At 38.2% G+C, this 13,763-nt stretch carries 13 protein-coding genes; 8 read left to right on the top strand and 5 right to left on the bottom strand.

Annotated elements, in window-relative coordinates; genetic code table 11:
• Window positions 1–14 precede the first annotated feature (14 nt).
• Entirely contained in the window at window positions 15–863 is an 849-nt protein-coding gene (locus tag IGJ87_RS11735) for an SWIM zinc finger family protein (RefSeq protein WP_002287480.1), read from the bottom strand.
• A gap of 597 nt (window positions 864–1,460) precedes the next feature.
• Between IGJ87_RS11735 and IGJ87_RS11730 the strand changes: the two genes are divergently transcribed.
• Together IGJ87_RS11730 and IGJ87_RS11725 are read left to right on the top strand one after the other, a co-directional pair.
• Window positions 1,461–2,324 carry an AraC family transcriptional regulator gene (locus IGJ87_RS11730; RefSeq protein ID WP_002301009.1) on the top strand — a complete coding sequence of 288 codons (864 nt, stop codon included), beginning with the start codon at window positions 1,461–1,463 and terminating at the stop codon, window positions 2,322–2,324.
• Window positions 2,325–2,423: 99 nt separating this feature from the next.
• The gene (locus IGJ87_RS11725; RefSeq protein ID WP_002287478.1) at window positions 2,424–2,906 is read left to right on the top strand and encodes a GyrI-like domain-containing protein; all 483 of its coding nucleotides are present in this window, start codon (window positions 2,424–2,426) and stop codon (window positions 2,904–2,906) included.
• Window positions 2,907–3,168: 262 nt separating this feature from the next.
• Here IGJ87_RS11725 and IGJ87_RS11720 read toward each other — a convergent pair whose 3' ends face one another.
• Window positions 3,169–3,636, bottom strand: a complete 468-nt coding sequence (locus IGJ87_RS11720; RefSeq protein WP_002287477.1) for an Rrf2 family transcriptional regulator — start codon at window positions 3,634–3,636, stop codon at window positions 3,169–3,171.
• Window positions 3,637–3,758: 122 nt separating this feature from the next.
• Here IGJ87_RS11720 and IGJ87_RS11715 point away from each other — a divergent pair, with 122 nt between their 5' ends.
• Window positions 3,759–4,610: an SDR family oxidoreductase gene (locus IGJ87_RS11715; RefSeq protein ID WP_002287475.1), complete on the top strand. Its 852-nt coding sequence runs from the start codon at window positions 3,759–3,761 to the stop codon at window positions 4,608–4,610.
• Between the two features lie 250 nt (window positions 4,611–4,860).
• On the opposite strand, the gene nagE is transcribed toward IGJ87_RS11715, so the two are convergent.
• From nagE to IGJ87_RS11700, 3 genes are all read right to left on the bottom strand, one after another.
• Window positions 4,861–6,819, bottom strand: coding sequence for an N-acetylglucosamine-specific PTS transporter subunit IIBC (nagE, locus tag IGJ87_RS11710; protein WP_002287473.1), 1,959 nt, complete (start codon window positions 6,817–6,819; stop codon window positions 4,861–4,863).
• Entirely contained in the window at window positions 6,816–7,688 is an 873-nt protein-coding gene (locus IGJ87_RS11705; protein ID WP_002287471.1) for a PRD domain-containing protein, read from the bottom strand. The genes nagE and IGJ87_RS11705 overlap by 4 nt, the downstream gene beginning before the upstream one ends.
• A 341-nt stretch (window positions 7,689–8,029) precedes the next feature.
• The gene (locus IGJ87_RS11700) at window positions 8,030–8,902 is read right to left on the bottom strand and encodes a LysR family transcriptional regulator (protein ID WP_002287470.1); all 873 of its coding nucleotides are present in this window, start codon (window positions 8,900–8,902) and stop codon (window positions 8,030–8,032) included.
• Window positions 8,903–9,029: 127 nt separating this feature from the next.
• On the opposite strand from IGJ87_RS11700, the gene IGJ87_RS11695 reads away from it, so the two are divergent.
• The 5 genes from IGJ87_RS11695 (at window position 9,030) to IGJ87_RS11675 (ending at window position 13,467) form a co-directional block, all read left to right on the top strand.
• Entirely contained in the window at window positions 9,030–9,599 is a 570-nt protein-coding gene (locus IGJ87_RS11695) for a DapH/DapD/GlmU-related protein (protein ID WP_104889229.1), read from the top strand.
• A 66-nt stretch (window positions 9,600–9,665) separates the two neighbouring features.
• Window positions 9,666–10,403 (top strand): SDR family oxidoreductase, encoded by a 738-nt coding sequence (locus IGJ87_RS11690; RefSeq protein WP_002287466.1) that lies wholly within the window; start codon window positions 9,666–9,668, stop codon window positions 10,401–10,403.
• Window positions 10,404–10,633: 230 nt separating this feature from the next.
• Entirely contained in the window at window positions 10,634–11,902 is a 1,269-nt protein-coding gene (locus IGJ87_RS11685; protein WP_002287463.1) for a glycoside hydrolase family 73 protein, read from the top strand.
• A gap of 487 nt (window positions 11,903–12,389) precedes the next feature.
• The gene (locus tag IGJ87_RS11680; protein ID WP_002302683.1) at window positions 12,390–12,854 is read left to right on the top strand and encodes a MarR family winged helix-turn-helix transcriptional regulator; all 465 of its coding nucleotides are present in this window, start codon (window positions 12,390–12,392) and stop codon (window positions 12,852–12,854) included.
• Complete coding sequence (locus IGJ87_RS11675) at window positions 12,838–13,467, top strand: nitroreductase family protein (RefSeq protein WP_002287459.1); 630 nt, start codon at window positions 12,838–12,840, stop codon at window positions 13,465–13,467. Before IGJ87_RS11680 ends, IGJ87_RS11675 begins: the two co-directional genes overlap by 17 nt.
• Window positions 13,468–13,763: the final 296 nt, after the last annotated feature.

Below are 13,763 nucleotides of genomic sequence, written 5' to 3'. Positions count from 1 at the left end.
GAAATCGTCTTTCTTTACCGTTTCTTTAGTTTTTTATCTATTTTTTTCTTTTGGTTAGAAAATTCTTTTTCCCGAAAGTCTTCTTTCAGGATTTTTATGGAGTAGCGTTTTGAATAAGAGGCGTCAGTATGATCGACTTGGCAGACGAACCAAGAGAACATTTGCCTTTTTTCTGCATGAGGTGCTTCTGCTAATAATTCTTTCCATAAATAATAACAGTCCTCTATCAGAAGAAGGGTTCGTTCATCCTCAGGCTCCCAATAGAATGTTTCGAGAGTAGCAATCACTTCATTGATCAATTCGAATGCGGGAAGATAGGCATTTTGCTGAATAAGCGATTCAACTGCTTCTTGGATGAACTTTCGCATCTCCATGATGAACTTCGCTGTTTTCCTGTTTTTGTTTTTCTTGATAATATGATCGTATTTATGGATGATAGTTGTTAATTTATCTGAATAATTTATTGCATGAAATGGCATCTTAACTTTGAAGCGTTCGATAAAGTGCGGATGTTCTATAAGAATCTCTGTTAAAAGCTCCCGTACAAGAGAGGAACTAGCGGAGGAAACAAGGGACGAGAGTTCGGAAAGTGAGTAGTTGGATTTTTTTATTGGACGTTCTTCGTAAGCGAATAAGACAGCAGCCATGTGTTTGCATTTTTTTCCTTCTATGGCATATAGACAATCACAAGTCATGTTGGTCTTTTCATCCCAAGTGATCACTACCTTATAATCTTCCGTGCCAGAAACTGTTGCGGACAAGTACTTGCTTGTATAGTTCAAATGACGGACAAAACCGTGCAGATGATAGCTGTAACCGCGTTCCAAAACGTTTTCAGGAAAATACTCAAGCCAATTATTCATCTAGTTCTCCTTTCATGAAACACTTATTTATATTTAGTATAAAGAAACGTTTAAGAAAAAAGTAGCTGATTTTACATATTTGATAATCACTTTTGCTCGAATTGTCAAAAATTCATTCTCCTTTTCTTTTCTTAGAGAATGTGAGAAAAAGTAAAAGAATAGCGTGTTTTAAAGATGGAACTTTTTTTGTTTTTTATTTATCTGACAAAAATGAAGTGATTTTGTTAGAAATAAATAATTGTTCCAATTGATAAAAGAGGTATGATGTATCGCAAAGAAAAATCCAAGCAGCGTTCTGATCAGCAGTTTGAACAACAATTTGCTTTGTACAGTAGGTAGTAAGCGGATTAACTAAGGGAATAAAAGATATTTTTACCGCTTTGTTTACTTAGAATCTGTCTTCCCCAAAATTTATTTTTCTAAAGGTAAAACATAGATAGGCAGATAATACCAATTATCCGTTACGAAACGCTGCTTGAGAATTTTCTTTAGATCCATACAACATTTTCTACATCTGACTAAATTGGTTCCTGATTCATCAAGTAATTGACTTTCTTTGATAATATGATAAAAAGGCAAGCAAGGAGGAAGATAAATATGCTTAAAGATCTGAACCAATTGATCGATTACATCGAAGAACATTTGACAGAAGGACTTTCCTATAAAATAATAGCCGAAAATACAGGAATCTCTGAATATCAATTAAAACGCATCTTTACGTTTATTGCAGGGATGTCGCTAATGGACTATATCAAAAACCGTAGATTGGCTTTGGCTAATCGCGATCTTCTAGATGGATCAAGAGTGACAGAAACGGCGTTTAGATATGGATATGAAACAGTCGAAGGTTTTTCAAGAGCTTTTCGTGATTGGTCAGGATATCTGCCTTCAGAAATCAGCAGATACGGCATACAAAAATCTTTTCCACGCTTGACATTTTTTATTGATGTCAGAGGAGGAAAATCGATGGAATTTCGTATCGAAAAGAAAGAACAGTTTTATGTGGCAGGTGTGGCGAAAAAAGTTCCTGTCAAATTTGAAGGAGTCAATCAAGAAATACAAAAGTTAGCGCAGACGATCACGGAGACTCAAAGGGAAGAGATGCATAAGTTAGGAGATTTATATCCAAATCAAGTAATCAACGTTTCTTATGGATTTGATGGAGACCGCTTGGAAGAAAAGGGCAGTTTGATGCACATGATTGGCTTTGCTACGACAAAAGAAAATCCGTACGCTGATTTAGAAATGCTTGCTATAGAAGAACACACTTGGGCCATTTTTCCTAATAAAGGGCCATTTCCCCAAACTTTACAAGATACTTGGGGGAAAATCTATGCAGAATGGCTTCCTTCTTCAGATTATGAGTTAGTCGAAGCTCCCGAGATCTCTTTTACAAAATGGGGAGAGGATTTCAGTAATGTTTACAGTGAGATTTGGATTGCAGTGAAAGCAAAAAAATAGTTAAAAAATAAAAATATCCCTAGAAAAAAGAGCGTAATCGTGTCATTTCCCTTTAATTTTATGTAAGATGAACTTAATATAATAGAAAGGGTGGGAGAAATGGCAAAGTATAGGATCGAAGAAAAACCAGATTTTACGGTGACGGGTATTGGTGTGGAATTGAAGAGTAGCAATACGGATTTTGTCGGTTTGGCTGCAGAGAAACAAGCATTTGAGCAAAAAGTTATCGGTAATGGAACAATAGATGCATTGAAACAAGCTGCTGAAAATCATTATTTCTTTACAGTCAACGAACCCTATAACGGGAAAATGATGTACTATGTCGGTGTTCAAACGAGTCAGGATGTTCCAAACACTACGCGAATCATCCCATTCCCAAAAGGAACGTATCTTGTTGTAAGCGCTTTAGCAGAATCGCCTGAAGAATTAAGAAATGATTTGACGAATACGGCCTTTGGGCATGTTTTAAGAGAAGTAGAAGATTACGCCTATGTTGGGGGTCCAAATGCTGTAGTCGAAATGGGAGTTACCAACGGGAAATATATGGGAGAAATCTGGATACCGGTAGTCAATAAACCATGATAATATAGAGGTCGTGAAAGTAGCGCTTTGACCTGAGCATTAGAGAGGAAAAATGGGAAATAGCTTTCCATATTTTGCATTTTTCAGAACTAATGCCGAGGGTCAGCTACTTGAACACCGTTTATCAAGACGTCATGACTTCAGCGCTTTGACCTGAGCATTAGAGAGGAAAAAGGGGCATGACAAGGCTTTTGTCCCCCGGAGAATAAAAGAATTTATGTAGACGATTCCGATCAGAAAAATGCAGGCACAGTAGAGAGAATTATAAAAATCTCTCTACGAGGCCTGTGTTTTCTGGTCTTTTTTCTTTTTCCAAAACGGCTATTTTATGTATCAGACTATCAAGTGTGATCTTAGCCATTTCTTCTTCTGCCTTTTTCTGCAGCCGAGCGTAGCTTTCTTCTAAAGCTTCTTGGATATTCGCACCAACGACGCAATTTGGATTTGTTTTTGGATCGACTTGGATAAGCTGTGTATTACCTTCGATGCTGCGATAGACATCTAGTAAAGAAATCTGATCTGGACTTTTGGCAAGGGAAGGCTGCGGTTTTCCGGTTTTTGTAAAGATCAAACCGGATTTTTTGAGCTGACTCATGATTTTACGTACATTTGCTGCATTTGTTTCGATACTACTGGCAATCATCTCACTAGAAAGTGATCGGGTATCTTGAAACATTTCAATATAGGCAAGTACATGGATTGCATCACTAAATTGCAGAGAATACTTCATCAGTTGTCATCCTTTCATTTTTTTTGCTTGACTTATCTTACCACACTCTTTATGATAAAGGTGTAATTTATAAATGTACAGCTGTAAATCTTAACAAATAAAAAGAATAGGGAGTGGCAAATATGCATTATTTAGTAACAGGAGCAACTGGAGGTTTTGGTGGTTATGCGCTGGAATTCTTAAAAAAGATGGTTCCACAAAATGAAATCTATGTACTAGTACGTAGTGAAGAAAAAGGAGAAGCACTGAAAGAAGCTGGATTTAATATACGTATTGGTGATTATGATGATTTAGACTCAATGAAAGAAGCGTTGAAAGGAATAGATCGATTGCTTTTTGTCTCTGGCGTTCCAGGAAATCGTCAAGCCGAACATAAGAATGTAGTGAAGGCAGCACAAGCAGCTGGGGTATCTTATATCGCTTATACAAGTTTTGCAGATGCCGATCACTCGATCAGTGTATTAGCGCCAGATCACCAATTCACTGAAAAAATGATTAAGGATTCAGGTATTTCCCATACATTTTTACGGAATAATTGGTATGTAGAGAATGAATTACCTATCATTGGGCAGGCTTTAAAAACTGGTCAATTCGTTTATGCTGCAGGAAATGGAAAAACAGGTTGGGCATTGAAACGTGAATATGCAGAAGCTGCAGCAAAAGTACTAGTAGAAAGTGACTCTCCAGAAATCTTAGAATTATCCGGCAATCTAACTGACTATGAAGAATTAGCCAAGGCATTAGAGCGTGCGACAGGTAAAGAGTTAGAAATTATTGAAGCAAGTGATGCAGCGTTTGTCGAAAATCTAAAAGAAGCCGGATTCCCTCAAGAAGCAGCTGACATGTTTTTAGCGATCCAACATGATATTAAAAAGGATCAGTTAGCTATTTCCTCTGATGATTTAGAAAAAGTATTGGGAAAACCATTAACTTCTCTTGAAGCAGCATTAAAAGAAATATTGGATCAGGAATAATGTATAAAGAGGTTGTGAAAAAGCCGATTAGTTTTGAGTATGAAGAAAAATTTTGTGAAAAAGCTGTTCTGCATCAAGTAATAAGAAGAGTCAAATAAAAAATAGCTCTTCATATGTTTCGTTTGGCTGGACTTATTACCGCGGAGTTGGCAGGAGAACGCCGTTTTTATTCGGAAAAAGGAGCTGAGACAAGATTTTTGTCTCAGCTCCTGTTTGTTTATCGATAAAAAAGTCTGGGGAAGACGATGGCTCAGGCTTTGTTGGAAACAGAGCCGATTTTATCATTTGCTTTTACATCACGTGCGGGTTCGATTTCTAAGCTTTGGACTTTGTCGCCATTTGTGAATACAACGACCATATCCGTGTTTTTGCCTGCAGATTGAATAGCGGCAAGATCAACTAAAGCAATCAATTGACCTCTTGCGACTTTTTGACCTTCTTCTACATATAAAGTGAATGGTTCGCCTTTTAAGTCAACAGTGTTGATGCCCATATGAAGCAAGACTTCGATACCAGCATCTGTTTGGATTCCGACAGCATGTTTCGTTGGGAAAATGTTTGTGATCGTACCAGCGATTGGAGAGAAGATTTCTCCATTTTCTGGTAATACAGCATAGCCGTCACCCATCATTTTTTCCGCGAATACATCATCTGAAACTTCAGTGATTGGAATCAGTTTCCCATTTGCGATAGCGTAAATATCTTGTTCGATCGTTTCACCGGCAAATGTTTCTGTTTTAACCACGGTGTTTGTTTGTGCAGGTCGTGCTGCAGCACCACCATGTAGTTTTGCCATCTCATCTGCAACGAATTGTACTTCTGTACCTACGATGACTTGCGCATTTTTTCCGTCGATGATCTTCATACCAGGTACGCCAGTGGCTTTGATTTTATTTTGATCGATCAGGCCTGTATCTTTGACTTGCAAACGAAGGCGTGTAGTACAGTTATCGATCGAAGTTACATTGTCGGCTCCGCCTAATGCAGCGTAGATTTTGCTTGCTTGTGCCGCATATTTATTGTCTGAATTAGTCGTTGCAGTATCGTCATCTGAAAGATCTGCTTCCTCGCGGCCAGGAGTCATCAGATGGAATTTTTTGATAGCAAAGTTAAAACCAAAGTAGTAAATCACTGCTGTTACTAATCCTTGGACGATCAACATCAATGGCTGATTCGCAATCGGATTTTTCAAAGATAGGAAGTAATCGACAAATCCGGCACTAAAGGCAAATCCTGCTGTCCAATGGAAGAATGCACTCACTGCTAAAGAAATCCCAGTGAAAATTGCATGCAAGACATATAATGGCCAAGCAACGAACATAAATGAAAATTCAAGTGGTTCTGTCACACCAGTAAAGAATGAAGCAAAAGCTGCTGCTAGCATCAAGGAAGCTGTTTTTGCTTTGTTTTCTGGACGTGCATTTCTGTAAATAGCATATGCTCCTGCTGGAAGCCCGAACATCATGATTGGGAAAAATCCAGCTTGATACATTCCTGTTACGCCTTTTGTTCCTTCAGAAGCCAAAAATTTACCAATATCATTGATTCCTGCTACGTCAAACCAGAACACGGAGTTCATTGCTTGATGCAATCCTGTAGGGATCAGTAAACGGTTGAAGAAGCCATAAAGACCTGCACCACCCCAGCCTAAACTCAAAATGAATTTAGCAAAAGAAACTAAAGCAGAGTAAACCGGAGGCCATACGAGCAGTAGCACTGCACTGATCAGCAACATGACAAAGGCAGCCAAGATTGGCACTAGACGCTTGCCGCTAAAGAAAGATAAAGCCATCGGTAATTTTGCTTCGTGGAAACGATTATAAAGAGCTGCCGCAATCAATCCGGCAATAATACCAATAAATACGTTACTGATCTGAGCAAAAGATGGATCAACTGATTCTGGTTTGATATTCAATAAAGTAGCTACTGAATCAGTTTTTAAAACATTTACTGGAACTTCAAATGCGACCAAACCTGCCAAGGCAGCAGCACCTGATTTGTCCACTGACATCCCTAGTGCTAACCCAACGGCAAACAGCAAAGGTAATTGACCTAAAACTGCGTTACCGCCAGCTTGTAAAAAATGAGCGACAATGTCGTTACTATAAGATGCCCACCAGTTTCCGATCCCTACTAGTAAAGCAGCAGCAGGTAAGACCGCAACTGGAAGTTGAAGGGAACGTCCCATTCGTTGTAGATATGCTTTCAATTTTTTTCCTCCTCATGATTGTTAACATTTGTTTGTACGATTGCGCTTCTTAAACGCTCGATATGGATGGCCAAGTAACCCAGTTCTTCTTTCGTGATCGCGAGCTGGTATTCTTTGGTCAGCAACACACGGATTTTTTTAGAAATCTTATAGCTTTCTGGGTATTTTCGTTTGACCATTTCTACGATTTCCGTGTCTAAAACAGCATATTGTTGCGCATGGGTTCGTTGTAGAAGCAGTCGTAAATGATTCACCAGTCTTGAATAATTCAGTGAAAATGGTTCTGAATGGATATCTGTTTCCAATTCTGATTCCACTAAATGGATGATGTCAGATACAATCGTCACTTCACGGATACTGCGATGGTTATTGTTCCGACCGCTTCGTCCGCTGTGAATATGGATTGCGATATATCCTGCTTCGTCATAAGTATATGGAATCCCAAGCTCTTTTGTCAGATACTCTACTGCCCATTGAGCAATACTGAATTCATCACTGTAAAGCACTTCGATTTCTCTTAAAAGTTTGTTGCGGATGACGATACCGTTATTAATGTTCTCCGCAGAAAAAGCAATGTGGTCGGTCAAAGCGATCAATACATGTTCATTCAACTTTTCCATCAAAACAGTTTCCGCATGATCAATGATCGTTTCTGCTGCAAATAAAAAGCGTTCATCAATCTGATTAAGTAAATTTTGCAACTTGATTTGACCTTCTGGTTCCATGACAAATATCCGTTCGACATCACGATCAAAAATCAAATCATTTCTTTTTCTGTCAAATCCAATCCCTTTTCCAATAGCTACTTTTTCCTGTCCACCGTCATCTACCAATACTGCATTTTGATTAAAGATCTTTTTGATTTTCATGCGCGCACCCTTTTTGAAGATTTGGTTTTCACGTTTGCTAGACCAGTTGATTGCGGCCAAACAAAAATAGACACGAAAAACCTCCTAGGGAAACCATGTTCCTCAGAGATTTTTCATGCCTAGTATGATCTAGTCACATGAAACGAATTATTGTTAACGTAATCAATTTTATATAGACAGTTATGTTTTGTCAATTCTTTTTTTATAATTATAGTAATTTACTGGAATTATCAGAAATAAAAGGAAGAAATAAATTAAGAAACTTATGTTATTTAATCGTTGGATCTTTTGCTTATCTTATTCGTTGTTAAAAAGCTGAAAGCGAAGGAAAAAAACTCTACTTAACTGTATTTCTCCGTTAGGACATCTAAAAATTTACGAGCAGCAGGAGAAAGAGGCTGGTCTTTTTTCCAAATGAGATTCAGTGAAGCTTGTAATGGCGGATCGAGTGGGATGAATATTTTTTCCGTCCCATAAGTATTGATGATCCCATCTAGAGCTAATGCACCAAAAGTCCCGTTATCGACCATCAAAGAAGCATTGTACAATAAGTTATATGTTCCGACGATCGATAACTGATCTATGCTGAAACCTAGCCATTCAGCTAGTTGACTGTCCACTGACGTTTGCCGGGAAATGATCAAAGGAACAGTTTTCAGTTCCTGCGGATGGATGACGGTTTGCTTTGCTAAAGGATGATTTCGATGTATCAAAAGTCCCCAACGATCTTGGGCTGGCAGTCGAAATGACTGGTATTTTTGTTTGTTTGTCGGTTCGATTACGAGTCCAAAATCAAGTAATCCGCTATCCAGTTTGTCTATGATATCATCTGCATTCCCGCTATATAAATGAAACTGGATATCAGGATGCGCCTTGATCAACGAATGAAGGCTATCAGAAATGAAAGAGATTGCTTTAGTTTCGCCTCCGCCAATGTAGATTTCTCCAGAGATGATTGCGTCATTTGTTAAATTGTTCGCCGTTTTTTCTACCAACGACAAGATTTCTTTTCCTTTTGAATAAAGATATCGACCAGAATCCGTCAACTGTATCTCTCGGGAGCCCCGAGTGAAAAGTGTCACACCAAGTTCTTCTTCTAAATCTTTCAGTTGTTTTGAGAGAGTAGGTTGCGTGATATGCAGAGATTTTGCTGCTCGGCTGATATTTTTTTCTCTAGCTACTGCTAAAAAATACGTCAGTATACGAATATCCATTTTTTCCCTCCTGTTTTTAAAAAAGCATACCACTAAGTATAGTTAAAAGGAATAGTTAAGTATGTTTTATAAGTATTAGACATGATAAGCCGTCCGTTATAAAGTAAGGATAAAAGGAGGGAGCAAAATGACAAGCCTCATCGAAAAACAAATCGTCAATAAAGAGATTCGAGTAACGGATCCGCTCTTTGAAGTGATCCATCAGATCCAAGCTGAAAACGAAGAGCCTTTAGCAGCGCTGAATACTGGGTACCATGAACCAGCAGATATCCGCAAACGGCTAGAAAATATCATTAGTGACAAAGTAGATGATACGGTGACTGTTCTGCTGCCTTTTTATACAGATTTCGGCAAACATATTAGTATAGGGAAAAATGTCTTTATCAATCGTCAAGTGATGTTCGTTGACTTAGGTGGCATCTGTTTAGAAGATTCAGTATTGATTGGTCCTCGTGTCAACCTCATCACGGTGAACCATCTAACCGATCTAAAAGAACGAAGAGGCTTGTCAGTAAAGCCAATCCACATCAAGAAAAATGCTTGGATCGGAGCAGGAGCAACTATTCTGCCAGGCGTAACGATTGGCGAGAATGCCATTGTTGCAGCGAATGCAACTGTTACGAAAGATGTCCCAGACAATACCATCGTTGCAGGAATCCCTGCCAAAATCGTCAAACCTGTCGAACGGATTATTTGAACAGTAAGATGAAATAAGAGATAGTGAGTATAAGCAAGAGATTTTTCAAAACAGGAGGAGAATAGAATGAATGATTTATCAGAAAAAGTGATTGTCATCATGGGCGCTTCAAGCGGAATCGGTGAAGCAACAACGAAGCTATTAGCAGAAAAAGGGGCTAAACTAGTTATAGCTGCACGCCGAGAAGATCGCCTAAAAGCAATAAAAGAATCTTTACCAGAAGCTGAGCTATATATTCAAACAGCAGATGTAAGAGATTTTGCACAAGTCCAAGCAGTTATCGATTTAGCGATGGAAAAGTTCGGTCGAATCGATGTATTGTACAATAATGCAGGAATCATGCCAACCGCTCCATTAGTTGAAGGTCACCGTGATGAATGGCAAAATATGCTTGATATCAACATCATGGGTGTGTTAAATGGAATTTCCGCCGTACTTCCAATCATGGAAAAACAAAAATCTGGGCATATCATTTCAACTGATTCTGTGGCGGGACATGTTGTTTATCCTGATTCCGCCGTTTATTGCGGAACAAAATTTGCTGTCCGTGCAATCATGGAAGGATTACGTCAAGAGCAACGGCAAAATAACATCAAATCTACGATCATCTCTCCAGGAGCTGTTCAAACTGAATTATATCAAACCATCAGCGACAAAAAGGCTGCTCTTGAACTTCATGAAGCGCAAAAAGAATGGGGATTGACCTCCGAAGATATAGCTTCTGCTGTAGCATTTGCGATAGAAACGCCAGACCGGATGTCTGTCAGTAACATGATTATCCGTCCGACGACACAGGAAGTATAATCCATAACGGATAATATCCAAAGAGAATTACTTGTTAAATAGTTATTCAAACGACCATCAATTTAAGGCGTGAATGGAGAAGAATATTCTTCATTTACGTCTTTTTATGTAGAAAAAGCAAATTTATCAAAAAGAAAAAAATGTTATTTAAATATGGACATTGACTTGCTTTTACTTTTTTAGTTACACTGTTATTTAGGAAAAGTTTCATAATTCAAAGGAGAAAAAAGATGAAAGCAAAGAATTTATTATTTAGCGTTATTCTTTTAGGAAATCTAGCAGTTGCCAACACAACAGTGCTAGCTGAAGAATCGACAGAAACTGTCGCAACTCAGACATCGAGTTCTTCAGAAACAGGAATTGAAAACGATACAGAGAGTACTTTGCAGTCAGCTACTGTCTCAGAAAATACAATTTCAACCGAAGAACCAACAACTGAAACAACAGAACAAACACAAACCGAAGACAGTACATCAGCAGAAGCTCAGAACAATCCAGAGAATGCAGAAGAAATCACGAACCAATTGACAGATGGGCAAACATTGACACATACCCATCAAGCAGATTTGTCTGAATTCGAAAACTATACTGGCTATGCTTTTTATGCTCGCTCATCTGCTAATTCTCAACAAGCGTTCATTGATAGTATTGCCTCAACTGCACAAAGTTTGGCAAGTGCCAATGACTTATATGCATCAGTCATGATTGCTCAAGCCATCGTTGAAAGTGGCTGGGGGAACAGTACTTTGGCTTCTGCCCCTAATTACAATCTATTTGGGATTAAAGGAAGCTATAATGGCCAATCTGTTACGATGCCTACTTCGGAATATGTGAATGGGCAATGGATTACGGTGAATGCCGCTTTTAGAAAATATCCTTCGTACAAAGAATCATTGCAAGATAACGTAACGGTATTGAAGACGACTTCTTTTCAGCCAGGCGTTTACTACTATTCCGGTGCATGGAAAAGCAATACGAACTCTTACAAAGATGCTACGGCTTGGCTAACAGGTCGTTATGCCACTGCGCCTAATTATGGTTCTACATTGAACAATGTAATCGAAACCTATAATCTGACACAGTATGATACAGCACCAACTTCAACTTCTCCGATGTATCGTCTGTATAACCGTCATACAGGAGAACATTTATATACATTGAATGCCGGAGAAAAAAATTATCTGCCAACTGTAGGCTGGGAATATGAAGGGATTGCTTGGCAAGCACCAAACAGCGGACAACCTGTCTACCGTTTATACAATCCTTACAGTGGAGACCATCATTACACAATGGCACAATCTGAGATCAACTCTTTAACAAAAATCGGTTGGCGTTATGAAGGTCTAAGTTTTTATTCTGGTGGTTCCAAGCCAATTTATCGACTATTTAATCCAAATGAAAAAACTGGTACCCATCACTATACCTTGAGTGCTAAGGAAAGAGATTGGCTAACACCGATGGGCTGGAGATATGAAGGAATAGGATTTTATGGTTATTAAAAAGAGGTAGTGAAAAAGCTGCCCTGCATCAAGTAGTAAGAACAGCCAAACAAAAACAGATTTTCATGTTTTTTGTTTGGTTGAACTTATTACCGCAGATGCAAGTTTTTGAACACCGTTTACTCAAAAAAGGTTGTGACAACATCTTGTCATAACTTTTTTATTACTGTTTAAGCATACTGATCCAATTTCTAATATTCGACGGGATTCTTGCAAAAGGCGATTTCGGAAATTTTTGGCGGTGTAAAATTTTCTACTGCAGAAGAGCTATCTTCTATAGTTTGATAAGAATCAATAATCTTGGTTTTAGCGTTGTGCTTTCTTTATCATTTTTTCCGTTCATTCTACAAAAAATTTCTTTTCTCTATACTTTTCTATTGAGAGCGTTTTTTTTTATTACACAGCTGATTCTTTGACTTTTTTCTTTTTTTATTCTATTATTGACAAGTCAATCGTTGACGAGTCAATTATTAGAAAGGAGGAAATTATGTCTTTAGAAGAGATTAGTCACCTTTTATATCAAATCAAATTAGCCGATCAAAAAATCGTCCAGATCTTTGAAGAAAATATCGGTATAAGTCTTACTAGATACGAGATCATGATGAGACTGAAAGAAGAAAATCCATTGCTACAAAGCAGTTTGCAAGAAAAGTTGCAGATTGATCAAGGAGCAGTTACTCGTCATCTGAAGGTATTGGAAGCAAATGGCTATGTTTCGCGTCAGAGAAATCCTCAGAACAACCGGGAAGTGTATGTAGCGCTAACAGAAAAAGCCCAGAAGAAAATCAAGCATTGTGAAATGGACCATAAAGATACAGGTTCCGTGCTATCCCCGGCTTTCAGCGATGTAGAAATGAAACAATTTCTAACACTTTTAGATAAATTGAATACCCAACTTTGCAATATAACAACAGAAACGAAAGAGGTTAATAATAATGGAACAAAAAAATGATTTTTCAACAATTATGACTGGTAGAAGATCCGTTCGCGTATATGATGAAACATACAAAATCCCACACGAAGAAATGCTGGAAATGATCAAAGAAGCGACGACTGCACCTTCTTCTGTCAATATGCAACCATGGCGCTTTGTGGTCGCTGAAAGCGAGGAAGCAAAAGAAATCTTGCGTCCTTTGATCCGTTTCAATACGAGACAAAATGATACTTCTTCTGCAATGGTCATGATTTTTGGCGATATGCAATGTTACGAATATGGCGAAGAAATCTACAACCAAGCTTACGAATCAGGGAAGATGCCAAAAGAAGTCAGAGATCAACAATTAGCTGCGATCATTCCTTATTACAAGAGTTTTTCAAGAGAAGAAATGAACGATGTAGTCAAAGTCGATTCTAGCTTAGCGGCTATGCAATTCATGTTAGTTGCGCGTGATCATGGCTATGAAACAAATCCAATTGGTGGATTCGAAGCAGATCAGTTGGCAGAGGCATTTGGTTTGGATAAAGACCGTTATGTTCCAGTTATTATTTTATCAATAGGAAAAGCGGTAGAAGAAGGTTACGAGTCTGTTCGTTTAGCACCAGAAAAGATCACTACGTTCGAATAAAAGGTTTTCAGTTACTATTCAGTAGCTATTGCTTTTTTTGAATCGTGTGTGGTAACCTAATAAAAAAGGAGGTCGGAAAAATGACTGCATCGATGAAATTACGTTTCGAACTTTTGAATAACAACTAAATAAATTCAAAAGACATGTATAAACAACAATTTCATGGATGGAGTATGTCCATTTTTTCGAACGACAGTAGAATAGGTGAAAGCTATGACAGATTTGGTGATTTAGTCATAGTTATTTCGTTCAGAGTAGGAAAAGATGTGATGCAGTTTTTTTGCAAACAGATTTTT

Origin of the sequence: Enterococcus sp. DIV1411a, assembly GCF_050531945.1 — a bacterium.
GTDB classification, from domain to species: domain Bacteria; phylum Bacillota; class Bacilli; order Lactobacillales; family Enterococcaceae; genus Enterococcus_B; species Enterococcus_B faecium.
The sequence above is the reverse complement of the archived record's forward strand: the minus strand, read 5'-3'. Positions and strand labels throughout refer to the sequence as shown.